This is a genomic window from Thalassospira permensis NBRC 106175 (genome assembly GCF_000714555.1).
In the GTDB taxonomy this organism is placed as follows: Bacteria; Pseudomonadota; Alphaproteobacteria; order Rhodospirillales; family Thalassospiraceae; genus Thalassospira; species Thalassospira xiamenensis.
In genome coordinates this window covers 190,651-217,048 of sequence record NZ_AUNC01000023.1, presented here as the reverse complement: position 1 = coordinate 217,048, position 26,398 = coordinate 190,651, and the positions used below count along the sequence as shown (strand labels likewise).

The 26,398-nt window shown below is 55.2% G+C and carries 25 protein-coding genes and 2 riboswitches; of the genes, 18 read left to right on the top strand and 7 right to left on the bottom strand.

The features are described 5' to 3' along the window. Positions 1–15: 15 nt before the first annotated feature. On the bottom strand, positions 16–225 hold the full coding sequence (locus SMB34_RS12890; protein ID WP_007089073.1) for a hypothetical protein: 210 nt from the start codon (positions 223–225) through the stop codon (positions 16–18). Between the two features lie 142 nt (positions 226–367). Continuing rightward, positions 368–1,468: a site-specific DNA-methyltransferase gene (locus tag SMB34_RS12885; RefSeq protein WP_037990538.1), complete on the bottom strand. Its 1,101-nt coding sequence runs from the start codon at positions 1,466–1,468 to the stop codon at positions 368–370. A gap of 464 nt (positions 1,469–1,932) precedes the next feature. Here SMB34_RS12885 and SMB34_RS12880 point away from each other — a divergent pair, with 464 nt between their 5' ends. The 8 genes from SMB34_RS12880 (at position 1,933) to SMB34_RS12845 (ending at position 11,351) form a co-directional block, all read left to right on the top strand. Further along, entirely contained in the window at positions 1,933–2,946 is a 1,014-nt protein-coding gene (locus SMB34_RS12880) for a BMP family protein (protein WP_037990713.1), read from the top strand. 132 nt (positions 2,947–3,078) lie between these two features. Further along, entirely contained in the window at positions 3,079–4,728 is a 1,650-nt protein-coding gene (locus SMB34_RS12875; RefSeq protein ID WP_051682282.1) for an ABC transporter ATP-binding protein, read from the top strand. Then, entirely contained in the window at positions 4,725–5,795 is a 1,071-nt protein-coding gene (locus SMB34_RS12870) for an ABC transporter permease (protein WP_037990536.1), read from the top strand. Before SMB34_RS12875 ends, SMB34_RS12870 begins: the two co-directional genes overlap by 4 nt. 11 nt (positions 5,796–5,806) lie before the next feature. Further along, positions 5,807–6,748, top strand: coding sequence for an ABC transporter permease (locus SMB34_RS12865; RefSeq protein ID WP_037990534.1), 942 nt, complete (start codon positions 5,807–5,809; stop codon positions 6,746–6,748). Positions 6,749–6,808: 60 nt separating this feature from the next. Further along, entirely contained in the window at positions 6,809–8,098 is a 1,290-nt protein-coding gene (locus SMB34_RS12860; RefSeq protein ID WP_037990533.1) for an amidohydrolase family protein, read from the top strand. Positions 8,099–8,189: 91 nt separating this feature from the next. After that, positions 8,190–8,792, top strand: a complete 603-nt coding sequence (locus tag SMB34_RS12855; RefSeq protein WP_037990532.1) for a flavin reductase family protein — start codon at positions 8,190–8,192, stop codon at positions 8,790–8,792. Between the two features lie 182 nt (positions 8,793–8,974). Beyond that, on the top strand, positions 8,975–10,276 hold the full coding sequence (locus SMB34_RS12850) for an esterase-like activity of phytase family protein (protein WP_037990531.1): 1,302 nt from the start codon (positions 8,975–8,977) through the stop codon (positions 10,274–10,276). An 88-nt stretch (positions 10,277–10,364) separates the two neighbouring features. Continuing rightward, on the top strand, positions 10,365–11,351 hold the full coding sequence (locus tag SMB34_RS12845) for an SAM-dependent methyltransferase (RefSeq protein WP_007089082.1): 987 nt from the start codon (positions 10,365–10,367) through the stop codon (positions 11,349–11,351). 11 nt (positions 11,352–11,362) lie between these two features. Here the strand turns inward: SMB34_RS12845 and SMB34_RS12840 are convergent, their stop codons facing one another. Next, entirely contained in the window at positions 11,363–11,782 is a 420-nt protein-coding gene (locus SMB34_RS12840; RefSeq protein WP_051682281.1) for a GFA family protein, read from the bottom strand. Positions 11,783–12,042: 260 nt separating this feature from the next. Between SMB34_RS12840 and nadB the strand changes: the two genes are divergently transcribed. The 4 genes from nadB to SMB34_RS12820 all read left to right on the top strand — a co-directional run bounded on the left by nadB (position 12,043) and on the right by SMB34_RS12820 (position 16,478). After that, positions 12,043–13,689 (top strand): L-aspartate oxidase, encoded by a 1,647-nt coding sequence (nadB, locus tag SMB34_RS12835; RefSeq protein ID WP_084716612.1) that lies wholly within the window; start codon positions 12,043–12,045, stop codon positions 13,687–13,689. 52 nt (positions 13,690–13,741) lie between these two features. Further along, entirely contained in the window at positions 13,742–14,182 is a 441-nt protein-coding gene (locus tag SMB34_RS12830) for an MOSC domain-containing protein (RefSeq protein WP_037990528.1), read from the top strand. Between the two features lie 85 nt (positions 14,183–14,267). Beyond that, the gene (locus SMB34_RS12825; RefSeq protein WP_007089086.1) at positions 14,268–15,353 is read left to right on the top strand and encodes a sensor domain-containing diguanylate cyclase; all 1,086 of its coding nucleotides are present in this window, start codon (positions 14,268–14,270) and stop codon (positions 15,351–15,353) included. Between the two features lie 42 nt (positions 15,354–15,395). Beyond that, positions 15,396–16,478: a sensor domain-containing diguanylate cyclase gene (locus tag SMB34_RS12820; RefSeq protein ID WP_037990526.1), complete on the top strand. Its 1,083-nt coding sequence runs from the start codon at positions 15,396–15,398 to the stop codon at positions 16,476–16,478. Here the strand turns inward: SMB34_RS12820 and SMB34_RS12815 are convergent. Beyond that, complete coding sequence (locus SMB34_RS12815; RefSeq protein WP_051682280.1) at positions 16,468–17,082, bottom strand: DUF4269 domain-containing protein; 615 nt, start codon at positions 17,080–17,082, stop codon at positions 16,468–16,470. The two genes, SMB34_RS12820 and SMB34_RS12815, sit on opposite strands and share 11 nt — an antisense overlap. A 127-nt stretch (positions 17,083–17,209) precedes the next feature. On the opposite strand from SMB34_RS12815, the gene SMB34_RS12810 reads away from it, so the two are divergent. Continuing rightward, positions 17,210–18,166 (top strand): AEC family transporter, encoded by a 957-nt coding sequence (locus tag SMB34_RS12810; protein WP_037990702.1) that lies wholly within the window; start codon positions 17,210–17,212, stop codon positions 18,164–18,166. Here SMB34_RS12810 and SMB34_RS12805 read toward each other — a convergent pair. Further along, the gene (locus tag SMB34_RS12805) at positions 18,156–20,012 is read right to left on the bottom strand and encodes an ABCB family ABC transporter ATP-binding protein/permease (RefSeq protein ID WP_007089090.1); all 1,857 of its coding nucleotides are present in this window, start codon (positions 20,010–20,012) and stop codon (positions 18,156–18,158) included. The genes SMB34_RS12810 and SMB34_RS12805 overlap by 11 nt on opposite strands. A 306-nt stretch (positions 20,013–20,318) precedes the next feature. Here SMB34_RS12805 and SMB34_RS12800 point away from each other — a divergent pair, with 306 nt between their 5' ends. The 5 genes from SMB34_RS12800 (at position 20,319) to SMB34_RS12780 (ending at position 23,954) form a co-directional block, all read left to right on the top strand. Then, positions 20,319–21,605: a glutamate-5-semialdehyde dehydrogenase gene (locus SMB34_RS12800; RefSeq protein WP_037990525.1), complete on the top strand. Its 1,287-nt coding sequence runs from the start codon at positions 20,319–20,321 to the stop codon at positions 21,603–21,605. Continuing rightward, positions 21,602–22,210 (top strand): nicotinate-nucleotide adenylyltransferase, encoded by a 609-nt coding sequence (locus SMB34_RS12795; protein ID WP_007089092.1) that lies wholly within the window; start codon positions 21,602–21,604, stop codon positions 22,208–22,210. Before SMB34_RS12800 ends, SMB34_RS12795 begins: the two co-directional genes overlap by 4 nt. A gap of 54 nt (positions 22,211–22,264) precedes the next feature. Next, positions 22,265–22,654, top strand: a complete 390-nt coding sequence (gene rsfS, locus SMB34_RS12790; protein WP_007089093.1) for a ribosome silencing factor — start codon at positions 22,265–22,267, stop codon at positions 22,652–22,654. A gap of 82 nt (positions 22,655–22,736) precedes the next feature. Beyond that, a complete protein-coding gene (gene rlmH / locus SMB34_RS12785) occupies positions 22,737–23,195 on the top strand; it encodes a 23S rRNA (pseudouridine(1915)-N(3))-methyltransferase RlmH (protein WP_037990698.1) in 459 nt (152 codons plus the stop codon). A gap of 102 nt (positions 23,196–23,297) precedes the next feature. Further along, the gene (locus SMB34_RS12780; protein ID WP_007089095.1) at positions 23,298–23,954 is read left to right on the top strand and encodes a hypothetical protein; all 657 of its coding nucleotides are present in this window, start codon (positions 23,298–23,300) and stop codon (positions 23,952–23,954) included. Between the two features lie 6 nt (positions 23,955–23,960). Here the strand turns inward: SMB34_RS12780 and SMB34_RS12775 are convergent, their stop codons facing one another. Both SMB34_RS12775 and SMB34_RS12770 read right to left on the bottom strand, forming a co-directional pair. Next, on the bottom strand, positions 23,961–24,494 hold the full coding sequence (locus SMB34_RS12775; protein WP_037990695.1) for a dihydrofolate reductase family protein: 534 nt from the start codon (positions 24,492–24,494) through the stop codon (positions 23,961–23,963). A gap of 152 nt (positions 24,495–24,646) precedes the next feature. Continuing rightward, positions 24,647–26,062 (bottom strand): L-serine ammonia-lyase, encoded by a 1,416-nt coding sequence (locus SMB34_RS12770; protein ID WP_037990523.1) that lies wholly within the window; start codon positions 26,060–26,062, stop codon positions 24,647–24,649. 70 nt (positions 26,063–26,132) lie between these two features. Continuing rightward, a riboswitch (glycine riboswitch) is annotated at positions 26,133–26,260 on the bottom strand. A gap of 3 nt (positions 26,261–26,263) precedes the next feature. Then, positions 26,264–26,363: riboswitch (glycine riboswitch) on the bottom strand. Between the last annotated feature and the right edge of the window lie 35 nt (positions 26,364–26,398).

The window sequence follows — 26,398 nt, the reverse complement described above, 5'->3', positions numbered from 1 at the left end:
TCGTTAATAAGGTGGTCAGGCGTATATATCAATAACCTGCCCACGGCCCGTGCTGCTCGGCGGGGCCGATTGTTGTGACGTGTCGGCTTCTGCCACCTGATCGACCCGCTGGGCCGACGGTGACTGAAGATCGTTACCACCGGTTTCGGCGATCGGTGCAGCTGCCTGCTGGATCTGGACCGGGTTCGGTGCGTAAGCGGCACTACCTGTTGCGCCAACCTGCATGGGGCTCTCCATCTATCCTTACGGATAATTCCAAGATTCAAGATATAGCAAGAATTGCGCCCGAATGCAAAAGGCCGGAAGGTTTCACAACCATCCCGGCCTTCCAGATCAGATCATTTTAAGCGTGCTGCACCGCACGAAATCAGGCGGAAACCTGCCCCATTTCCTTGCGAAGCTGACTGCGCAGATTGTCGATCACAACCAATCGCCCGTCACACTTGTAATGCCAATAAGTCCAGCCATTACAAGCCTGTGCGCCCTGAACATGGGCACCGATCTGGTGAATCGAACCGGCATTGTCCTTGTGACTGATTGAGCCATCGGCACGAACAAGCGCTGCAACATTGCCGCGGTTGTCATAAATCTTGTCGCCCGGCGCCAGAAGACCGCGTTCAATGACCGCACCGAACGGAATACGCGGAAGTGATCGCTTCGACTCCGTCATCTCAAGGCTTTCACCATCAAGCATCTGGACCTTGGCAATGCGTTCCTTGGCGGCCTTTGCATATTCTTCCTCGCGCTCAAGCCCGATGAAGTGACGACCAAGGCGGCGCGCTGCCGCACCGGTGGTGCCGGTACCAAAGAACGGATCAAGTACAACGTCGCCCTGACGGGTCGTCGCCAGCAGAACACGCTGCAACAATGCTTCGGGTTTCTGGGTCGGATGGACCTTTTTACCCTTTTCATTCTTCAGGCGCTCGGACCCGGAACAGATCGGCAGCAACCAGTCGGACCGCATCTGCAATCCTTCGTTGAGCTGCTTCATCGCTTCGTAATTGAACGTGATCGCTTTCTGCTCGGCATTTTTCGAACACCACAGCAGGGTTTCATGCGCATTGCAGAAACGTTTGCCACGGAAATTCGGCATCGGGTTGGTTTTGCGCCACACGATGTCGTTCAGGATCCAGTAACCGATATCCTGCATCACCGTGCCGACGCGATAAATGTTGTGATACGAACCGATCACCCAGATCGCACCGGTATCCTTAAGGACACGGCGCGCGGCGGTCAGCCAGTCACGGGTGAAATCGTCATAGTGACGGAAACTGTCAAACTGGTCCCAATGATCGTCAACCGCGTCGACCTTGGAATTATTAGGGCGCAGCAGATCACCACCCAACTGCAGGTTATAAGGCGGATCGGCGAAAATCAGATCGACCGACTTTTCCGGCAGGCTGTTCATCAGTTCGATGCAGTCCCCGACCATAACCTGATCAAGCGGTAAGGATGTTTTCTTTGTCATGATGCGTTCCAGGTTCCCCCATATTTCTTGAGGAAAGCATCACCGCAAAAAGTTAATAGACACCGAAAATTTCCAAGGAGTCGCCACAGTTTCAAAGTAATTTCAGCCGTTTAGACAATCTTAACTGGTTCGGCCCAAAAACAGGAAGATTTTCATCCCGGACAGTAGCGGTCAAAAACCCCGCATATCTTCATCGGACTCCTTGATTTCGTTCTGGTCTGACCGGGTATATGCGGCAAGAATTCAAATGTGAATTCGCAGACAGCTAACGCGCGCATCCGTATATCCACGTAGTTCAATACATCCTGATGTGAATTGCGTTACATCAATTTAGCCGAAAACGGTAATTTGACCGTTTGGACAACTCTGCATTTGCCCTTCTTATGATCATGTATACAATCTGCATATCAAATACGCAGAAAAATAGAATTTTCAAGATTGGCAATAACCTGCAGGGGGACATCATGAAGTCTGGCACTTTCCGTCTTTCCCGTCGCGCAATGCTATCGGCCATGGCCGCAGCAGCCGCGGTGGTATCTTTTGGCCTTGGCGTACCGGCACCGGCAATGGCAGCCGACCCGATCAAGGTTTCGGCGATTTACACCGTTCCGGTCGAACAGCAGTGGGTTTCGCGTATCCACAAGGCGCTGAATACCGCTCAGGAACGCGGCGACATCACCTATGAATTTTCCGAAAACGTCGCCAATACCGACTATGAACGCGTGATGCGTGAATATGCCGAAAATGGCTCGGCCCTTATTCTGGGCGAAGTTTTCGGTGTTGAACGCGCGGCCCGCAAGGTTGCCGCCGATTATCCCGAAACCGCGTTTCTGATGGGCTCAAGCTTCGGCCCCGAAGGCGACAATTTCTCGGTCTTTGACAACTATATCCATGAACCAAGCTATCTTGTTGGCATGGCAGCCGGCAAGGCGACCAAATCGAACAAAATCGGCATGGTTGGCGGTTTTGCCATTCCGGAAGTCAACCGCCTGATGAATGCCTTCATGGAAGGTGCCAAATCGGTCAATCCGGATGTCGAATTTACCGTGACCTTCATTAACAGCTGGTACGATCCGCCCAAAGCCAAAGAAGCCGCCTTTGCGATGATCGATAAGGGTGCGGATGTCATGTATGCCGAACGCTTTGGCGTTTCGGATGCCGCGAAGGAACGCGGCGTTCTGGCTGTTGGCAACGTGATCGATACCGCGGCAGACTATCCGGGCACCATTCTGGGTTCGGCCCTTTGGCACATGGAGCCGACGGTGGATCATGCGATTGCAGCGGTCAAAGCTGGTGAATTCAAGGCCGAAGATTACGGCAAACTCAGCTATATGGCACCGGGCGGCGGCACCGTCGTTCTTGATAGCGCCCTTCTGCCCGAAGGTACTGTTGCCGAAGTTGACGCCAAACAGGCAGAAATTCTGGATGGCAGCTTTACCGTCAAGGTGAATGACGAAGAACCGAAATCTTCCATGTAAGATTTCTTCCACTTTGCAGGCAGTCCGGTTTAAACATCGGACTGCCTTTCGTTTTTCGGGGCGATCCCGACATGCACTCGATACGCCAATATGGCCCAAGGCGTGACACATAAAAATTAACGGATCAGCCGGATGTCATCTGCTGCCACCCCATCTTTGGAAACGTCCCCGCAATTGCTGCTGCAACTGGCTTCAATCACCAAGAAATTCGGCCCGCTGATCGCCAATGACGCCATCGACCTTGACGTCCACAAGGGCGAAATCGTTGCACTGCTTGGCGAAAACGGTGCGGGCAAAACCACCCTGATGAACATTCTGTTTGGTCATTATGTTGCGGATACGGGGACCGTGATGGTCGCGGGTGCGGATGGTATCCTTGCCCCGCTTGAACCCGGCGCACCGCAGGCGGCCCTTGATGCCGGGATCGGCATGGTTCATCAGCATTTCACACTGGCCGAAAATCTAAGCGGCCTTGATAACATCGTCCTTGGCACAGAACCGATTTTTCGCCTACGCCGCGACCGGACCAAGGCACGCGCCAAACTGTCAAAACTGATGGCGGGATCGGGTCTTAATGTCGATCTGGATCAGCCGGTTCATAAACTGACCGTCGGCGAAAAGCAGCGCGTTGAAATCCTCAAGGCTCTTTATCGCGATGCCCGTTTGCTGGTGCTGGATGAACCAACTGCGGTTCTGACACCGCAGGAAGCAGACAGCCTTTTTGCGATCCTTCGCAAGCTTGCCACGACCGGGCTTTCGGTCATTATCATTGCCCATAAACTGGCCGAGGTTCTAGCAGTTTCCCATCGCATCGCGGTGCTGCGCGGCGGCAAAAAAGTCGGCGAAATGGCAACCGATCAGGCCGACAGACGTTCGATTGCCGAGCTGATGGTTGGCCGCGATGTTCCCTTAAGCCGCCGAAGCGAACGTGCACCGGGCAAGCCGCTCATCGAGCTTCGGGATGTCACGATTGATCGTGGCGATGCCAGGCGGTCGCTGCATGGGGTGAACCTTCTGGCGCGTGAGGGCGAAATTCTTGGCATTGCAGGGGTATCGGGTAACGGGCAGGCGGCGTTGGCGCAACTGATTGCCGGGCTGGATCGTCCCGATGGTGGCTCGGTCGAGATTTTTGGTGAAAAAGTTACCAAATTCGATGCTCACAAGTTTGCCCAGATCGGCATCGCGCGTATCCCCGAAGACCGCCATCATGATGGTATGGTGGGGTCGATGACGGTGGCGGAAAACATCGCCATCGAAGATGTCCGATCCCGTGATTATCAGAAATTCGGCTTCCTTGATTTCGAGGCAATCCGAAAACGCGCCGAACATGCAATCGCCGATTACGATGTGCGCTGCCCCGGTCCGGATGCTCCCGCACGTCTGCTATCTGGCGGGAATATTCAAAAACTTATCCTTGCGCGTGTTCTTGAAAAATCACCAAAACTGATCCTTGCCAACCAGCCATCCCGCGGGCTTGACGTTGGTGCGCAGTCTGAAGTCCATAGACGGCTTCTTGAGGCGCGCGAAGGCGGGGCAGCGGTGGTTCTGATATCCGAGGATCTCGATGAATTGCTGACCTTGTCCGATCAGATTGCGGTGATCCATGCCGGTCATGTATCGGCTGCGTTTGCGGCAAACGATATTGACCGATCAGAGCTTGGCCTGATGATGGCCGGACAGAAAAAAAGCGATGCCGATTTCGGGTCCGGTAAATTTGAGCCCAGCACAAAGGCCAGCGCAAAAACCGATGAAAATGCCCCAAAATCAGGAGACCCGGCGTGATCCGGTTTGAACCCCGCACCAATCCATCCACAATCATGGTTTATGGCGTCCCCGTCATGGCGGCAACTATCGCCATTCTTCTGGCAGCGATCCCGCTTGCCCTTGCCGGAGCACCGATCATAAACGCCTATGGCCTGATGATAAGCGGCGCGTTTGGATCGATGTTTTCGATTTCGGAAATGCTGACGCGTGCCACCCCGCTGATCCTGACCGGATTGGCGGCCGCAATCGCGTTTCGGGCCAAACTTTGGAATATCGGGGCCGAGGGACAGCTTTATATGGGGGCCATGGCCGCCGTTGCCATCGGATCGGGCGTGATTGACGGGCCAAGCTATATCATGATCCCGGTGGTGCTGATTGCCGGGGCGCTCGCCGGGGCGGTAATGCTGATCGGCCCGACGCTTTTGAAAACGCGGTTAGGGGTGGACGAGGTTGTCACCACTCTGCTTCTGAACTTCATCGTCATTCTGTTTGTGCAGATGATGCTGGAAGGTGCGCTAAAAGACCCGATGTCGATGGGTTGGCCACAGTCCGAACCGGTAATCGATAGCGCCGTCCTGCCGCCGCTGATCGAACGGATGCGGGTGCATCTGGGATTGGTGATCGCGCTGATCTGTGCCGTGGCGCTGGCGATTTTCGTTAAACGCACCGTCTGGGGATTTGAAATCCGTGCGGTCGGTGAAAATGCCGCGGCGGCGAAGTTTTCCGGCATTTCAGTAACCAAGACCATGGTGCTGGTCGCGATGCTGTCGGGTGGTTTGGCCGGACTTGCCGGTGTTTCCGAAGTCGCGGGAACCCGTGGATATCTGGCGACCGATCTGTCGCCGGGTTATGGCTATGCGGGGATCGTGGTTGCAATGCTGGCCCGCCTTTCACCGGTTGGCGTGATCATATCCGCCGTGTTTGTGGCATCGGTTTTTGTCGGTGCTGATTCCATGAGCCGCGCAATCGGCGTTTCAAGTTATCTGGCCGATCTGATTGTCGCGATGTCATTGTTATGCGTTCTGATTGGCGGGTTTCTGACCCGGTTCAAGGTCCATTTCGAACGCCAGAAATCAGCAGGTTAAGGGGAAAGAAAATGGAAATCATCGACATCCTTTTGACCGCAAATTTCTGGGCCGCAGCGCTTCGCATTGCCACCCCGCTGATTTTCGGGGTGCTCGGCGCGCTGATTTGTGAGCGCGCCGGAGTTCTTAACCTTGGCATCGAGGGGATTTTTACAGCCGGGGCGATGGCCGGATGGATGGCGGTCTGGCTGGGTGCCGGATTGTGGGGCGGCGTTCTGGTTGCCGCCCTGGCCGGTGGGTTTTTCGGCCTGATCCACGCGATCCTGACCGTGCCGCTTGGCCTGTCGCAGCATGTGTCGGGGATCGGGGTGACGCTGCTGGCGACCAGCCTGTCGTATTTTACCTATCGCACGGCATTGCCCGATGTGTCGTCACCGCCGCGGATCATTCCGTTCCAGCCGCTTGATATTCCGATCCTGTCGGATTTGCCGTTTATCGGTCCGGCGCTGTTTTCGCAAACGGCTCTTACAATGCTGGCGCTTGTCATGGTGTTTGTCACCGGCTGGGTCTTGTATCGCACCCCGCTTGGCCTTGCGATCCGGGCGGTTGGCGATAATCCGTCCTCGGTCGAGGCGCAAGGGTTATCGGTTTATGCGCTGCGCATCGGGGCCGTGGTTGCCGGATCGAGTCTGATGGCGCTGGGCGGCGCGTTTCTGACCATGTCGGCGTTTGATGCGTTTTTCTTTGGCATGATCAATGGCCGTGGCTGGGTTTGCATTGCGCTTACGGTGTTTGCAAGCTGGCGACCGGGCAAGGCATTGCTGGGCGCGTTGCTTTTTGGTGCGTTTGATGCGTTTCAGGTCCGCCTGCAAACCGAAGTTGGCGCGTTTCTGCCATCGCAGGTTTTCCTGATGATGCCCTATCTGCTATCGATTGCCGCCCTGATCATTGTGGCGCGCAAGGCCGATTATCCCAAGGCATTGCTGGTGCCGTGGTTCAAGGGACAGCGTTGATTTTCGACCCGAAACAAATAGCCTGATGATTAAAATATCCCATTACCGAAGGACGCCGCCATGCAAGCCGATCTGATCCTTAAAAATGCCAATCTGCCTGATGGCCGCACCGGTGTTGATATCGCCTGCAAGAATGGCAAGATCATCGAAATCGGGCCGAAATTACCAATCTTGGCGGGCGAGGAAATCGATTGTGACAGGCTGCTGGTCAGCCCGCCCTTTGTCGATAGCCATTTCCACATGGATGCGACGCTGTCGCTGGGACTGCCAAGGATGAATGAGTCGGGTACGTTGCTGGAAGGCATCGCGCTTTGGGGCGAACTTAAGCCGATTTTGACCATCGAGGCGGTGATTGAACGCGCACTTCGTTACTGCGATCTGGCCGTATCAAAGGGCCTGCTTGCCATCCGAACGCATGTTGATGTCTGCGATGACCGTCTGCTTGCGGTCGATGCGTTGCTTGAGGTCAAAAAACAGGTCGCACCCTATATCGACCTGCAACTGGTGGCGTTTCCCCAGGATGGCTATCTGCGCAGCCCGACGGCAAAGCAGAATGTCATTCGCGCACTGGATAAAGGGGTCGATGTTGTCGGCGGCATCCCGCATTTCGAACGCACCATGGCAGACGGCGCGCAAAGCATTACCGAACTTTGCGAAATGGCGGCCAAACGCGGCCTCCGGGTTGATATGCATTGCGATGAAACCGATGATCCGCTGTCGCGTCATATCGAAATGCTGGCTTATGAAACGCAGCGCCTTGGCCTTCAGGAGCGTGTGGCCGGATCGCATCTGACATCGATGCATTCGATGGATAATTATTACGTATCGAAACTGATAGCGCTGATGACCGAGGCCGAGGTCAGCGTGATTGCCAACCCATTGATCAACATCACCCTTCAGGGTCGTCACGATACCTATCCCAAGCGTCGCGGCATGACGCGCGTGCCGGAATTGCGCAAGGCGGGGCTGACCGTGGCGTTTGGCCATGATTGCGTGATGGACCCATGGTATTCGATGGGATCGGGCGATATGCTTGAAGTCGCATCGATGGGGCTTCATGTCGCACAGATGACGTCACGCGATGATATCCGGGCCTGTTTTGACGCGGTGACAACCGAACCGGCAAAAATCATGGGGCTTGAAGGATACGGGATTGCGGTTGGCAACAATGCCGATTTCGTCGTGTTACAGGCCCGCGATACGATCGAAGCCATCCGGCTTCGCGCCAACCGGCTTTATGTCATTCGGCGCGGCAACATCATCGCCGAAACCCCGTTACAGCAAACCCGCCTGCATCTTTCGGAACGGCCGGAAACGGTGCGCGGAGATGATTATGCCCCGGGGAAATAGCAAATCGCACACGTGAAACGATTTCGTCACGTGATCCATTCGCCGTTACACCCCATATGATGGGGGTCAACGCACATTATCGAGAACCACCATGTTTTACGAACCGGGCAAAACGCCACATAACCTGCCGCATGATCCATTCAAGGCCTGTGTGGCCCCACGCCCGATTGGCTGGATTTCGACGGTCGATAAACAGGGGTGCGCCAATCTGGCCCCCTATTCGTTTTTCAATGCAGTCTGCGGCAATCCGCCGATGGTCATGTTTGCATCTGGCGGATCGATTGACAGTCTGAACAACGCGCGTGAAACCGGTGAATTTATTGCCGCCGTCGCCCCACGCGCTATGCTGCGCGAAATCAATTTCTGTTCGGCACCGCTTCCGCCCGAACAGGACGAATTTGATTATGCCGGTCTAGAAAAGGAACCGGGTCAAACGGTCGCCGCCCATCGGATCAAGGGAGTGCCAATCCATATGGAATGCAAGGTATTCCAGATTGTCGATCTGCCCGGCCCCACCCCGCAAAGCAAAAACGCGATGGTGATCGGTACAGTGGTCGGTCTCCATATTGATGATGCAATCATCCGTGACGGCATGGTCGATGTCACCCTGTTCGAGCCGCTGGCACGTCTGGGCTATCACGAATATGTCAGTGTCGCGGAAACATTTACCGTCCGGCGCGAGGATTTCTGGTAAACAGCCTGCCGGTTTGCGGCGATAGGTTACGACTTTCTGTTGTTTCACGGAAACGACCCGCAACCGCAAACAAACTGTCACAGTAAAATTCTAATGTGATCCTCATCACTTGCGCCTGAACCGATGCATAACCGGGTTCGGGCGTTTCTTCTTATGCATTACACGATGTGGGGGATCACACCATGAAACGGACGATTGCAGCCGGTTTCGCCGGTATTGCGGCCATGCTTCTTGCGACAACGGCAATGGCGGGTGACGTCAAGGTTTTCGAAACCAAAAGTGCGATTAACAATCTGTCGACCGTCATGGTGGATGGCGGCAAGGCACGCGACCTGACGGTTGGTTTCGGTTCGGGGGCCTATCGCCGTCCGGGTGATCCGTCCAATATGTTCTATGCCGTTTCCGACCGTGGTCCGAACTTTGTTTGCGGTGATGTTCAGGACGTTCTTGGCGTCTCCGAAGACGTCGTTTGTCAGGGCCGCAAGGTGCGCGTCTATCCGACGCCGGATTATTCGCCGTCGATCTATACCATTTTCCTGAACGATAACGGCAGCTTTGACGTCAAGGACGTTATCGCGCTTAAGGACCAGAATGGCGTGCCCCTCACGGGTTTGACCAACAAGCTGTCGGTTGCCAAAACCGAAAAGCCGGTCGATGCCAATGGCAAGGAACTGGCACAGTCGGTGTCGGCAATTGACGCCGAAGGTATCATTCGCCTGTCGGATGGTTCGTACTGGATCGGTGAAGAAAACGGTCCGTCGATCCTGCATGTTGCCGCCGACGGCACGGTCAATGAACGTATCGTTCCTGCCGGCTCGGAAAAGGATTTCGAAGGTGCGGCCTATAAGATCACCGGCGGTCTTCCGGCGATCCTTGTGACCCGCCAGACCAACCGCGGTATTGAATCGATGGCCGTATCGCCCGATGAAAGCAAACTGTATTTCATGGTTCAGAACCCGCTGGCCAACCCGAATGCAGATGCCTACAAAAAGGCAAAGAACACCCGCCTGTTCGTGTATGACCGCGTGAAGGGCGAACTTGCCGGCGAATATATCTATCAGCTGGATGATCCGCAGACCTTCCGCAACGATCCATCCGACAAACAGAACGCACCGCGCATTTCCGAAGTCATGGCACTTGGTGATGACCGCCTGCTGGTTCTGGAACGAACCGATGGCACCACCAAGCTGCATGAAGTCAAACTGGATGGTGTATCAAACATTCTGGCATCGCGCTGGGACGATATGTCGACCAGCCCGTCGCTTGAACAGGAAAACGACCTGTCGAAGCTTGACCTAAAGGCAGTTGCCAAAACGCTTCGTTTTGACAGTGCTGATTACCCGATGGCCCCGACCAAGATCGAAGGTCTTGCGGTGATGGGTGACGGTGCGCTGGCCCTGATCAATGATAACGATTTCGGCATCAATGGGGATGCCACCAAGGTGCTTCTGATCGACGGTCTGGTGCGGGCAGACAAATTCTGATCTCTCGCTGGATCATCTGACATTGCGGGAAAGCTGTTATGCGGCTTTCCCGCTTTTTTATTGGGCGAAATCAGCGTAAAAGCGGCCCATGAAAAACGATCAGACATACACCACCCGGACTTTTGACATCCCCGATGGCATTGATGCGGTCATCGAGCCGATGGATGCGACCGGCTATCTGGCCCCTGTCGGCTTTGAAGATCAGCTGCGCGCCGAACTTGGTGACGTGATCGAAAGCCATGACCGGCTGATGTTCGCACCCGGCCCGGAACGCCGTGTCTTCTGGGCGCAGAATGTCTGGCGCAATCCGGTCCGAATGGCGATCCCGTCGATCAAGGGTGCGGCCAAAATCCTGAAATTCAATCAACGTAACTGGGCCATGTTCAAGTTTGATCATTTTTCGCGCGCGAAACTGATCGAAGCCAACTTGCCGCATGTATCGGCCAAACGGCAGGTCTTTGGCGAGCCGGCCCCGACCGCCCCGCTGGGATCGTGGACATTGATCGATCCCGATACGATCATCGCATCGATGGATTGTTCCAGCCCGTGGAAAAATGGCGAGGTCGAGTTTGAAGAAGACAAGACCACCCCGCCCAACCGCGCCTATCTGAAACTTTGGGAAGCCTTCACCCGCCTTGGTGTTGGGCCCGAAGTTGGCGACCGCACGATGGATCTGGGCGGCAGCCCCGGCGGATGGACATGGGTTTTGCATGAATTCGGCACCGATGTGATCAGCATCGACAAGGCCCGTCTTGATCCGAAAATCGCCACCCTGCCGCGTGTTGATTTCCGGCAGGAAAGCGCGTTCGGCCTGAACCCCGATGAAATCGGTTATATCGACTGGCTGTGTTCGGACGTGATCTGCTATCCGGACCGGCTGTTCCAACTGGTCAATCAGTGGATGGATGCAGGTATGGCGACCAATTTCATCTGCACCATCAAGTTGCAGGGTGACACCGATTACGCCGCCATTACACAGTTTGCCGATATTCCCGGATCAAAGGTCGTGCATTTATACAATAACAAGCACGAACTGACCTGGATGAAGGTCCCCGGAGTGACCGATCAGGACTGATTGACGGGTAATCAATCCTCATCATCGCCGTCATAGGCAGGGATCGCCGGATCAAGCGGGTAATAATCGCCTTTGTCCTTGCAAAACATCTGGGCGGATGTCGATATGCCTGATGCACCGTCAAGCGTGCCAGGGGTGATTGCGACTTCCTGCGACCGGACGGGACGCCAGAACAGCGATGATCCGCATTCCTTGCAAAAGCCCCGGTCGCTTTGATCAGAAAGGCGATACCAGCGCAATCCTTCGTCACGGGTTAGATGCAGAGCATCCTTTTCAACCCGGGCATAGGAACTGACATGACCGTGCAGTTTACGGCACAGGCCACAATGGCACATTTTGGCGTCATGCAGTTTGCCGCGCACTTCATAACGAACTTCGCCGCAATGGCAACCGCCGGTCATCGTGTTTAGCGCTGGTGTCGATGTGCTCATCAAACCTTCCTCTTCTGATCGGGCAGGCGGAACGCAGCCTGGTTACAGATGCTGTCTTGTTAAACAGTATCTGGACCAATTCGGGCATCATGCAAGCATGGCTTGTGGCAATATCGATGTTATTGCGGGCAATATTGCGACGATAATGTTTGAGCTTCGCCCAAAGCAGTCCTATTCTGCCGCTTCTGTTCGGGCCCCGGATGATGACGCCACCGCGCCAGATGCCATCCGTCGCCTTGCTTCACAAGCGATGGGATATCATGACCGATCTGTCCTTCCATTATGATGTGCTTGTCATCGGCAGTGGCGCTGCCGGTTTGTCCACCGCACTCAAGCTTGCTCCGCATGTCAAGGTTGCCGTCCTGTCGAAGGGCAAGATCGATGACGGTTCGACCAACTGGGCACAGGGCGGAATTGCCGCCGTGCTTGATGCCACAGACAGCATCGAAAGCCACGTCGAAGACACGCTGATTGCCGGTGCCGGATTGTGCAAACGCGACACCGTCGAATTTGTCGCACGCAATGCGCCCAATGCCATCAAATGGCTTGATGAACTTGGCATTCAACTGACCCGTGACCCGGAAGGCGGCAATGATCAGCCGTTTCACCTGACGCGCGAAGGCGGGCATAGCCATCGCCGCATCGTTCATGCCGCCGATGCCACCGGACGCGCGGTGCAGACCACCTTGCAGGGTGAGGCTGCCAAACATCCGAACATCAGGATTTTCGAAAATTACCTTGCGATTGATCTGGTGACCGACCGTAAGCTTGGCGGTGAAGGCCGCCGATGCATTGGGGCCTATGCACTTGATCTGACAACGGGCAAGGTCCGGTCGTTCAATGCGCGTACCGTGGTGCTTGCCACCGGGGGGGCCAGCAAGGTTTACCGGTTTACATCCAACCCGGACGGATCGACGGGGGACGGTATTGCCATGGCATGGCGTGCGGGTTGCCGGGTGATGAATATGGAATTCAGCCAGTTTCACCCGACCTGCCTGTATCATCCGCAGGCCAAATCATTCCTGATTACCGAGGCCGTGCGCGGCGAAGGCGGCAAATTGCTGCTGGCCGATGGCACGCGTTTCATGGACCGGTTTGACGAACGCGGCGAACTGGCACCGCGCGATATTGTTGCGCGCGCGATTGACCATGAAATGAAACGGCTGGGTGCGGATTGCGTGTACCTTGATATCACGCACAAGGGCGAGGATTTCATCCGCGAGCATTTCCCGACCATCCATGAAACCTGCCTGTCGTACGGCATCGACATGACCAAACAGCCGATCCCGGTTGTTCCGGCAGCACATTATACATGCGGCGGGGTTTTGACCGATCTTCGCGGGCGCACCGATCTGACCGGGCTTTATGCGATTGGTGAATGCGCGGGCACGGGCCTTCACGGGGCGAACCGGCTGGCGTCGAACTCGCTTCTGGAATGCCTGGTATTTGGCGAGGCCGCAGCAAACGACATTGTCGAAGCACTCCCGGTTGATGACCGGTTCAAGGACCTGCCGGACTGGGACGAAACCGGGATCACCGATTCCGACGAGGAAGTCATCGTCGCCCATAACTGGGAACAGTTGCGCAACGTGATGTGGGACTTTGTCGGCATCGTTCGCACGACCAAACGCCTGCAACGCGCGCAGCATCGCATTGATCTGTTGCTGTCGGAGATTGACGAATATTACGGCAATTTCCGTGTGACCAATGACCTGCTTGAATTGCGTAACCTTTCGGTGGTTGCCAAACTGATCATCCAGTCGGCCCTTTGGCGCCATGAAAGCCGCGGCCTGCATTACACCACCGATTATCCGGAACGTGATGACAGCGCGACGCCCCGCCAGACCATTCTTGTGCCGGAAAACTTTGCCGGTCGCTGGGTTGTATCGGGCCAATGGAAGACCTGATCGGCGAAGACGTCATTCCCCCACGTTAATCGGATCAAAGACGGAGATTGTCATGACCGCCACCCTGATTGGTATCGCGCGTAAGGCACGTTCACGTGCGCCAATGGAAACGCTTGATGGTGTTTCTGTCAGTCTTGATTTTGGGGTTGATGGCGATTATCGCGGCAAGCTACGCAAACGCCAGATCACGGTCATGACTGAGGAAGACTGGTTGGCGGCCTGCGGCGAAATTGACCGTATGGATTTGCCCTGGACCACGCGGCGCGCCAATCTGTTGGTACGAGGTATGAAATTGCCGCAAACGCCCGGTACGCGCATCCGGATAGGGGAACTGGTCCTTGAAATCACCGGCGAAACCGATCCGTGCAACCGGATGGAAGCCGCAGCACCGGGCCTTGAAAAGGCCCTGACACCGGACTGGCGGGGCGGGGTTACATGCCGTGCGATTGAACCCGGTGCGATCCGGGTGGGCGATACGGTTATTGTTGACTGATTATCCTGGTTACTCGGGACTGGCCCATCTGGAAATCCCCTGTCGGCTTCCCACTTAAAAGGCAGCAGCATGGTCGGGGATCAGGATGGAACTTGCACCAATACCGCATAACGAAGCCGAACGTCAGGGCATCATCACGCGCATGCGTATCGCAACTTTTGATGCCGAACCCGAACTTGACCGAATCACGTCACTTGCCAAACGGATCTTTGACGTCAAATCGGCCACGATGACGGTAATCGATCATGACCGACAGATTTTCAAATCCCGGGCCAATTTCGAAAAGCTGGAAAGCCGCCGCGATATTTCGTTCTGCGGGCATGCAATCACCCAGACCGAGCCGATGGTGATCAAGGATGCCCGGATCGATCCCCGTTTTTCCGACAATCCGTTGGTGATCTGCGATACGCCAGTGATTTTTTACGCCGGGATGCCAGTGCATCATCACGAAGGACAACCGGTCGGGACACTTTGCATTTTTGACGACAAACCGCGCGAAATGAGCCAGCGCGATATCGATAACCTCAAGGACCTTGCCTATCTGGTCGATATGGTTCTGTTGCTGCGGTTTGCACAATTCAGCCAGAAACGGTTGATGCAAAGCCTTGATGAAGCGGTTCGTCAAAGTATGATTGATCCGATGACAGGGCTTTGGAACCGGCGCGGGCTTGATGAAATACTTGATCGAGAACTCGCCCCAGAAGGCGTGCCATTGACCGAACCCTGCGGGATTTTGTTATGTGATATCGATCATTTCAAATGCGTCAATGACACGCACGGACATCTGATTGGCGATGAGGTCATCATCAGAATTGCCGGGATGCTCAAAAATCATTTGCGCGAAAATGACATCATTGCACGTGTCGGCGGCGAGGAATTTGTATGTGTCATTCCCGGTATCACGCGCGAAACGACCCCGAAAATTGCTGAAAAACTTTGCAATATCCTGCGCAATACGCCGATCAACACCAGCGAGGGCAAAACCCTTGGCGTGACTATTTCCATCGGGGCCACATGGATTGCGGCAGGTTGCAGCAACGACAACCGCAAGGCCATTTTCGAAATTGCCGATGCCGCGCTATATCGCGCGAAACAAAGCGGCCGCGACCGGGTGGTGTTCACGCCCGATGTCAACGAACAGCACAACAAAGGACTATTTGAACAGCATTAAACTCCACCTGGAATAACAACATGCTGTAACGGGAGAACCGTCTTGAAAATCGCGCCCACGCCGGATAACGAGAACGAGCGGCAGAAATCGCTTGAAAGCATGGGTATTCTGTCAACACCGCGCGACCCTGAACTTGATCGGATTACGCGCCTTGCCGAACGCATTTTCAACACCGAAATCGTCGCCATTTCCCTGATTGATGGCGACCGGCAGTTTTTCAAATCCCGGATCAATCTGGGCGTTCCCGAAACGCCGCGTGACATTTCGTTTTGCGGGCATGCGATCATGCATGACGCGCCGCTTGTTGTTGGCAATGCCATCGATGACGAACGTTTCAGCGACAATCCGCTGGTGGTGGGGGCACCCCATATCCGGTCCTATGCCGGTGTGCCGCTTTCCAATCGCGAAGGCTACAAGCTTGGCACGCTGTGCATTATTGATTCAAAAACCCGCAATTTTTCCGAAAGCGAGATCGAAACGCTCAAGGACCTTGCCCATTGGATCGAAACGGTTCTTGCCCTTCGCTATAGCGAACGCAGCCAGAGACAGCTTCTGGCCGATCTGGATGCAGCACATCGCGACATGATGATCGACAGCCTGACCGGGGTCTGGAACCGGCGCGGACTTGAAGAATTGCTGGCGCGCGAAATGACGAGTTCCCGGATCAAAGGTGGCTCGGCCGGGGTATTCATGCTTGATATCGACCATTTCAAGCAGGTCAATGATACACATGGCCATCTGATCGGCGACAAGGTATTACAGGACATTGCCGCCATCATGTCATCTTGCCTTCGCGATCATGACATCGTCGGACGTTTCGGGGGAGAGGAATTCGTTTGTGTCCTGCCAGGCATTCGCCTCGAACAGACGATGTATCTTGGTTACAAGTTGTGCAATGCGGTGCGTGATCAATGCCGGGTCAGCGATATGGACGGCAATGCGGTTTCGATCACGGTCAGCGTCGGGGCGACCTGGATTTCCAGTGAAACGACCGATCTTTATGAACCGCTCGATGTACTGCGGATTGCCGACGAGGCCCTTTATGAAGCCAAGGAAAGCGGGCGCGATACGGTCCGCTATCACGCGCTGGACAGCCATGGCAGCCTTGACGACCTTAAAGGATGAACCGCCCCACCCTGCTTTTTAATGCAAGCGGCCCCAGATCATACATTTCGTCCAGCACGAGATAGGGATCGGCGCCCAGTTCAAGAAGGATGGCGAAGGCAGGTTCGGTTTTGAAACCGGCCCGTTTCATTTTCCGGATTTCTTCGGAAAGCTGCGACCCCAGAAGATATATCAACCGTGCCTCGACCAGCATATGGCGGAAGCCGAACTGGCATTGCGAAGGCGTGCCGGTGGCAAAAATTTCGACCGGCAAATCATCCAGAACAAACCGCACGACAATAGCCTGCGCAACATGTTGCGTTGCCGGGCGGCGATGCAATCCAAAATCATCATGATGACCAAAGACAGCCTGTACGTGGGCTTCGAAACCATCAAAATCCGTGCAATGGCAAAGGATGTCGATATCCGATCCATCAATATCAAGATTGATCGGAAAAGTTCCGGCGACAATCGGATCAAACCCGGCAAGCCCATCCCATACACCATGTCCTGAAATCAGACCGGCCGCCTTTTGACCACGCACGGAAACGGATCGCAACAAATCAAGACCGCGAAAGGCATTGGGCATCAGGCTTTCGGGCCAATCCATTCCGGTCTGGTTCATTGATAAATCCATTCCATTTCTTGACCCGCCCGGCATTGCACGGGATATGTAATAAAATCAAATATTTTTGGCACAACCGCGGTCTGTCGATCAGATCATCCGCGCCGGTTTCGGAATATGCCCCAATATGCTTGATATTCTGGCGATCACCAGCCCCATCTTCCTGATTATCGCACTGGGTTATGTCGCGGTCAGGCAAAATATCATCGCGCAGGATGTGGCGCGCAGCATGGGGGCGTTCGTGATGAATTTTGCCCTACCGGCCCTTCTGGTCAAAACGCTTTCAGGGCGGCCGATTGCCGACATCATTCACGGCGAATTTCTGATTGCCTATGGCGGCGGCTCGTTAATCATTCTGACAATCGGGATTGCCTATACTCGCTTTATCGCCCGGAAATCCTTTGCCAATGCGACCCTGCAGGGTTTGGGCATGTCATTCTCCAATAGCGGATTTATCGGCTATCCGATCGCGCTTCAGGTGCTGGGGCCACCGGCAGCGATAGCATTAACACTGTGCGTGATGATCGAAACGCTGGTGATGATGCCGCTGGTTCTTGTGCTGGGCGACAGTGCAAACAATAACGGACAGGGACGGCTTCAGGTTCTTGGCAAGGCATTAAAAAACCTGTGCAAAACACCTATTATCATCGCGATTTTTGCAGGCCTTTGTCTTTCGCTGACCGGGATTGAACTGCCCGCCCCGGCCCTGAAAGCCATCGACATGCTGGCAATGTCATCGGGACCGGTGGCGCTGTTTGTGATCGGAGCGGGTCTTGTCGGGCTTAAAATCCGGGGTATGCGCGTTGATATGGCGCGGATCGTTACTGGCAAACTGATCCTGCATCCGCTGATCGTATTTTCCCTTGTCTGGCTGATGCCGCCGATGGAGCCAGTCCTGCAAATTGCCGCGGTCAGTTTTGCCTGTTCGCCGATGCTGAGCATCTATGCGGTCTTTGGACAACGTTATGGCCATGAAGGACTCTGTGCCGCATCGCTTATGATCGCAACGTCACTATCCTTCATCACCATATCAACCGCCCTTTGGCTGCTTGACACCACGCAGGTTTTCGGACCTATGCCTTGACATCCCCGGCATGGGCAAGGATTTCTTCGGCCTCGCGAATTTCCTGCTGCTGGGCCCACATTTCGGCATAAAGCCCGTCCTGTGCCAGAAGGTCCTGATGGCGGCCGCGTTCGGCGACCTGCCCGTCGCGCAGCACGATGATTTCATCGGCATCAATCACGGTCGAAAGCCGGTGCGCGATCACAAGCGTCGTATGCCCGCGCGACACATCGCGAAGCGCCTGCTGGATATCCTTTTCGGTACGGGTATCAAGGGCCGATGTCGCCTCGTCAAAGATCATGACTTTCGGGCGTTTCAGCAACATGCGCGCAATCGATACACGCTGTTTTTCCCCACCGGAAAGTTTAAGCCCGCGTTCGCCGACCATGGTTTTAAAACCCTGTGGCAGGGCGGCGATGAAGCCATCGATGCTGGCGAGTTTGGCAGCATTGGTGATTTCCGCCTCTTCCGCGCCGGGGCGACCATAAGCGATGTTATAGGCAATCGTATCGTTAAACAGGACCGTATCCTGCGGCACGATACCGATCGAACGGCGCAGGGATGTCTGCGACACATCGCGGATATCCTGCCCGTCAATCGTGATCCGACCGCTCGAGACGTCATAGAAACGGAACATCAGGCGGGTCAGGGTCGATTTGCCCGCCCCGCTTGGCCCGACAACAGCAACGGTTTTGCCCGCCGGAACTTCGAAACTGACACCCTTCAGAATCTGACGATCCGGGTTATAGGCGAATTTGACATCCTCGAACCGGATTGCCGCATCCGCACAAACCAACGCAGGTGCCCCGTCCTTGTCTTCGACTTCCTTTTCGACGTCGAGTAACGAAAACATGCGTTCCATATCGGTCAGCGACTGTTTGATCTGCCGATAGACAAAACCAAGGAAGTTTAGCGGCATGTAAAGCTGCAACAAATAGGTGTTCACCAGCACAAAGTCGCCAATGGTCATGTTGCCATCCTGAACACCCTTGGCCGCCAGAAGCATGTTCAGAACCAGACCAACCGCAATGATGGCACCCTGCCCGATATTGAGCTTGGACAGGGATTCCTGCGACTTCACCGCCGCCGTTTCGTAACCGCGCAGGGCATTGTCGTAACGCCGGGATTCGTGATCCTCGTTATTGAAATACTTGACCGTTTCATAATTGATCAGACTGTCGATGGCCTTGGTGTTGGCTTCGTCATCGCGCTGGTTCATTTCGCGGCGGAACTTCATGCGCCATTCGGTCACGATCAGGGTGAACGCGATATAGATCACGATGGTGACAAACGTGATCAGCGCGAACCAGAAATCATAAAGCACCCACAGAATGCCCGACACCATGAAGATTTCAAGCAGGGTCGGCAGAATGTTGAACAGCATGAAGGACAAAAGGAATTCAATCCCCTTGACCCCGCGCTCAATCGCGCGCGAGAGCCCGCCCATCTGACGATCCAGATGGAACCGAAGCGACAGGGCATGCAAATGTTCAAAAACGCCAAGGGCGGATGTCCGGATGGCACGTTGCGCGACCTTGGCAAAGACGGCATCGCGCAATTCCCCGAAGGCCGAGGATAAAACCCGCACCAGCCCATAGGCGACAATCATCCCCACCGGCACCACGATCAGAGATGTCGCATCGGCACCACCGGACGAAGCACCGGCCTTGCCACCGCCGTCAAGCGCATCGACGGCGTATTTATACAAAACAGGGACATAAACGTTGGCGACCTTCGCCCCGACCAGAAACAGCAGGGCGATAACCACACGAACCTTGAGCTCGAACTCGCCACGCGGCCAAAGATATGGCAGAAAAGTTCTAACAACACCAAATTCAGCGCGGGCTGTTGGCTGGCTATCACCCATATTTTTCAAGTTTTCATCCCCTGGTGGGTACCATGTGACGTGTCCGACACAGCCCCGGCTTTCCGATTGACGTCCCGCTTTCCCAAAACAACAGATGGCCCGTAATCAATGATTTGGCAAGCAAGTCGGACAAGAAAGCATGTCTTGCCGTCTACGGAATAGTTCGCAAAACATTGATTTATCGTTCCTAGATGATTGCAGTTACGCGGTCAGAGGGATATTTTGTCAAATTGTCGATAAAATTGCGATAAGCCCGCCCCGGGAATTCCGGCCTGCGGGACATCTTCAAGGAACGGAACCAGGACCATGACGGCACTTGCCAGCATCGAAACCCAGGACATCGCAGCACTGATGCACGACATGGGCATCAATGCCCGTGAAGCTTCGCTGAAACTGGCACAGGTCCCGTCCGAACCAAAAACCGCTGCCCTTAAGGCCGCCGCACGCAAATTGCGCGAAAATGCCGATATCATTCTGGCCGCCAATGCACGCGACATGGAAGCAGGCCGTGCAAAGGGCCTGACGCCAGCATTGCTTGATCGTCTTGCGCTTGACCCTGCACGCATCGAAAGCATGGCATCCGGGGTCGAAGCAGTTGCCGACCTTCCCGATCCGGTGGGTCGCGAACTTGCCCGCTGGAGCCCCGAACGCAACGGGCTCGATATCGCGCGCGTGTCTGTGCCGCTTGGCGTGATCGGCATCATTTATGAAAGCCGCCCGAATGTGACGGCCGATGCCGGTGCCATGTGCATCAAATCGGGCAATGCCGCCATCCTGCGCGGTGGTTCGGAAAGCTTCCATTCATCCCGCGCGATTTTTGACTGCATGCTTGCCGGTATTCTCGATGCCGGTTTGCCCGAACATGCGCTTCAGATGATCCCGGTGACGGATCGCGCCGCCGTTGGCGAGATGCTGAAACTGTCCGATTACATCGACGTCATCGTCCCGCGCGGCGGCAAGTCGCTGATATCGCGCATTACCGATGAAAGTCGGATTCCCCTGTTCAAGCATCTGGAAGGGCTTTGCCATACCTATGTCCATGCCAGTGCGGATGTGACCAAAGTCGTCGATATCGTGGTGAATGCCAAGATGCGCCGGACCGGCATTTGCGGTGCGACCGAAACCATCCTGATTGATCAGGTGGTTGCCGATGATCTGTTGCCGAAAATTGCCGCGGCCCTTGCCGACAAGGGATGTGAAATGCGTGGCGATGCCAGCGCGCAAAAGGCAGACACCCGCATCCTGCCTGCCACGGACGATGATTGGATCACCGAATATCTTGATGCCATTGTGTCGATCAAGGTCATCAATGGCGTCGAAGAAGCGGTCAACCATATCAACACATATGGATCGCATCACACCGACGCCATTTTGGCCGAGGATACCGATGCGACCGCGACGTTCCTCAATGGTGTTGATTCCGGCATCGTGATCGTCAATGCATCGACACAGTTTGCTGATGGCGGCGAATTTGGCATGGGGGCCGAGATTGGCATTTCGACGGGCAAGCTGCATGCACGCGGCCCGGTCGGAGTCGAACAGCTGACCAGCTATAAATACATCGTGCGCGGCACCGGCCAGACCCGCCCATGAGTTTTTCGACGCCCAGAAGTCATAGTGCCCCGCCCCGCGTCGGATTGCTGGGCGGGTCGTTTAACCCGGCCCATGAAGGGCATCTGCATATATCGCTGGAAGCCTTGAAAACCCTGCAACTTGATGCAGTCTGGTGGCTGGTGTCGCCGCAAAACCCGCTCAAGCCCGCCCAGGGTATGGCCGACCTTGCCGACCGGTTCGATTCGGCGCTGATGATGGCAAAGCATCCCCGCATTGTTGTTTCTGCAATTGAATCAGAACTGGGAACCCGTTATACGGCCGACACTCTCGCAGCTTTGCAGCGTCGTTTTACCCGAACGCGGTTCGTATGGCTGATGGGGGCGGACAATCTGGCCCAGTTTCATAAATGGAAATGGTGGGACAGGTTGATTTTGCGCGCTCCCATTGCGGTTCTTGACCGCGAGGGGTATTCTAACAAGGCATTGTCCGGGACGGCAGCCAAGCGTATGGAACGCTGGCGCATCCCATCGGACAGGGCGGGTTTGCTGGCCGATCTCGATGTTCCGGCCTGGGTTTACCTGCCAATAAAGCGCCATCCGGCTTCTTCGACCGCAATCCGCGCCGAAGGCAGATGGCAGGTTTGACCGGCGGGAGTTCCCCGGATCCAAAACGGATCGGGCTCTCTTGCGTAAATTGAGGTGGCGACCATAGGTACCGCAAAAAAGACTCTGACCCCGGGCGAGCTTCTTGCCCTTATCCAGAGCACGCTCGAAGACGACAAGGCCGAAGACCTTGTCACCATTAATCTGATCGATAAAACCTCCCTTGCCGATCATATGATCATTGCAACCGGGTCATCCTCCAGACGGGTGGCGTCGATGGCAGAGCATATTGTCGAAAAGCTGAAAGAAGCAGGTCAGGGCCGTGCCCAGGCCGAAGGCAAGGAACAGGGCGACTGGGTTCTGGTTGATGCCGGCGATGTCATCGTCCATCTGTTCCGCCCGGAAGTTCGCGCTTTCTACAACATAGAACAGATGTGGGGCGTTGAAAATCCGGCGCTTAAACAGCAGGCGGCGCGACTGTATTAATACAGTCCGCCCCGGTTTGCCCTGACCACCGCGGGGATTGGCCATCGGTGGTCCCCTTGCGGGCCGGAGCCAGATCGGAAAGATGCAAATTACCCTTGCGGCAGTGGGCCGGATGAAGAACGGCCCCGAGAAAGATCTTTTTGACCATTACGCAGCCCGCCTGCGCTGGCCCTTTGCCGTGCGGGAAGTCGAAGAGAAGAAAAAGCTGCCCCCCAATCAGCTCAAAGACCGCGAGGCGGAGCTTTTACTGGGCGTCATCCCCGAAAGTGCCTTTTTGATCGCACTTGACGAGCATGGCCGCGAATATGGCTCCATCGATTTTGCCGCAAAGCTTGAAGGCTGGATCGATCAATATGCCGGAAATATCGCCTTTGCCATTGGCGGGGCCGACGGGCATGGGGACGCCATCAAAACACGCGCCAATACGCTTTGGTCACTTGGCAAGGCGACATGGCCCCATATGCTGGTCCGCGCCCTGATTGCCGAACAGCTTTTCCGCGCCCACGCCATCCAGACCAACCATCCCTATCACCGGGAATAATCCTCAAAGTCACCAAAAGCATTGGTTCCCCCACTCTTGGATAAGTTGTTTCAAAATTTGTCCATGGGTATTTCTCTATCTGTTTGAGTAGGGGAATTAACGATGCAAAACAGATACTTAAAGATTGCCGCCGCTATCGGTTTGGCAATGCTGACCGGCGCGTGCGCAGCTTCGCGTAGCGTTGTCGAAATTCAGGAACCGGCCAAAATTGAGAACCCGGCGACTGGGCCGGCCGTTAAAATCGTTTCGGTCGAAGACAAACGCCAATTCGAGATTGATCCGTCAACACCGGATATCCCGTCGCTGTCGAATGACGAGATTGATGATGTCACCTTTACATCGCGTGCCTATGCCCGCAAACGCAACACCTATGGAATGGCACTGGGGGATGTTTTGCTACCCGAAGGCAAAACCGTTGCCGATGCTGTCAACAAGGCAATCTCCAACGGCTTCAAACAGGCCGGATACCGTGTTCTTGAACCGGGGGACGCCGAATATGACAGCGCCGACTCCGTCGATGCCGACCTGATCAAGTTCTGGTCATGGTTCGAACCCGGTTTCTGGCAGGTCACGGTGCATAACAAGTCCGAAGTGACGTTGAAGGGCAACGAACTGAACAAGGGCGAACCGGTTACAGTCACCGACAGCTATCAGGAAAAGATGCAGATGGTCCTCGACAGCGACTGGCAAAGCAGTGCTGTTAATGCCCTACGCGAACTTTCCTCAAAGATTGCCCAAAAACTGGAAACGCTTAAGTAACCGGCTTTAACGCAAACCATACTGCATGCGCACGACACCGGACTTGTAGTGCTCCGATGCCACCAGTTTCAGTGTCGTGCCCACAGCATCCCGGCCAAACAGCCGGATGCCATCACCGAGAATTTCGGGGATGATGAACATTTCAAGCTGATCGACAAGGCCGCCAAACAGGAATTGGGTCACAACACTGGCCCCACCGACGATCCAGATATCGCCGGTATCGGACCTGTCATCGCGAAGCTGGCTTGCCAGTTCCACAAGACTACCGCCATAGGCCTCTGTATTGGCCGGGCGGTTATCGGGCAAATCGCGCGATGTCAGGACAATCGTGCGGCGATCTTCATAGGGCCAGTCGCCAAATTCCATCACCTGATCAAAGGTTTTTCGCCCGATGATCAGTGTTCCCACGGTGCCCAGAAAGCCCTCGAAATTGAACTCGCCCGGATCGAATTGATCAAGCCAGTCAACAGCACCATTGGCGCGCGCGATATAGCCATCCAGACTGACCGCGATATAGATGCGGAACAGTTTCTTTTTCATGCTTTGCCCAACCTGTTCGGGGTCTTTGCCCCGTTTTTGATTTCTCAATGATATCAGATTGCAGGCGCAAGGTGGCAAGAATCAGGCCGGATGAAAAACACCCCCGAAACGGCGGCTTCGAGGGTGTTTGGTCGGTATTTCAAACTGTCAGCTCAACATTCGACCACGTTGACATTGACCGCCAGCCCGCCCTGACTGGTTTCCTTGTATTTGCTTTGCATATCAATGCCGGTCTGGCGCATGGTTTCGATTACCTTATCGAGTGACACGGTATGCTGACCATCACCTCGCATTGCCAGACGGGCAGCATTGATCGCCTTGACCGCCCCCATGGTGTTGCGTTCGATGCAGGGTACCTGCACCAGACCGCCAATCGGATCACAGGTCAGGCCAAGGTTGTGTTCCATGCCAATTTCGGCGGCGTTTTCAACCTGTTCGGGCGTACCGCCCATGACGGCACAAAGCGCGCCTGCCGCCATTGAGCAGGCCACACCGACCTCACCCTGACAACCGACTTCGGCGGCCGAGATCGACGCACGCTTTTTATAGATCGAACCAATGGCTGCCGCCGTTAACAGGAATTCGCGTATTTTGCCCTGTGTCACATTGGCCCCGAACCGTTCGTAATAGCGCAGCACGGCCGGAATAACACCCGCCGCCCCGTTGGTCGGGGCGGTCACGACGCGCGAACCGGCAGCATTTTCTTCGTTAACCGCAAGAGCATAAAGATTGACCCAGTCGATCACGGTCAACGGGTCCTTAAGCCCCGCTTCTGGCCGTTCCGTCAGTTCAAGGTAAAGTTTGCGCGCACGCCGTTTGACATTCAACCCTCCGGGCAGGATGCCATCGGTTTTGCAGCCACGCTCAATACAATCCATCATCGCGCGATGCACGCGGTCGACAAATTCCTCGGTCTCGGCAGGTTCACGCCAGCTTTTTTCATTTTCGGCCATGACTTCGGCAATCGACAGCTTTTCCTTTTTACAGATCGCCATCAGTTCATCGGCCGAGGAAAAGGGATAAGGCAGTGTGATGTTATCGCCGGAATATTCCGCACCGCGATCATCGCCCGAGACGATAAACCCACCCCCAACCGAAAAATATTCCTGTTTGTGCAGAACAACACCGTCACGGTCAAAGGCGGTGATCCGCATGCCATTGGGATGTTCAGGCAGGCTTTCGGTCATGTGAAACACAAGATTGGTTTCACGGTTAAAGGCAACCGGATGCGCGCCGTAAAGCTGTAATGCGTGATCTTTATCAATCGCATCCATTGTCGGTGCGATCCGGTCGGGATCAACCGAACGCGGTCGTTCCCCCGAAAGCCCCATGATCACCGCGGTATCGGTGGCATGGCCCTTGCCGGTCAGGGCAAGCGATCCGTAAAGATCAACAATTACCGAGCCGATTTTTTCCAAAAGATTCCGGGCTTCGAGTTCCAGACAGAACCGATAGCCCGCGCGCATCGGGCCGACCGTATGCGAACTCGATGGGCCGATGCCGATGGTATAAAGATCGACAACGGAAAGATTAACGTCTTGCGGACGCTGCTTATTTTCTTCGGTCAAATGGGCCTCCCACGGCTCTTTGTCATGCGGATCAATGCCACATGACGTTATAGAACCGGTGTCTTGCCCCCTCTGTCCCTTGACCTGAGATTGTGCGCCCTGTTGCCAAAAACAAAGAAGTCTTTGACGCCATGGCTTCATCCTTCGGTGGAAATATGGTGCCGGGCATTGGCCCCGTACCGCTTTCTCTCTCCAGAGCCTCAATCCGCAACGGTCCATCTGCCTGAGAGTTTTCGGGGCTATTGCTCCTTCGGCGCCGATCTGATCGCGGGATCAAAGCGGGCTCTCCCATCGCGGTTATTCGAGGTATCACCGTAACGCCCGAGATTACAGGCA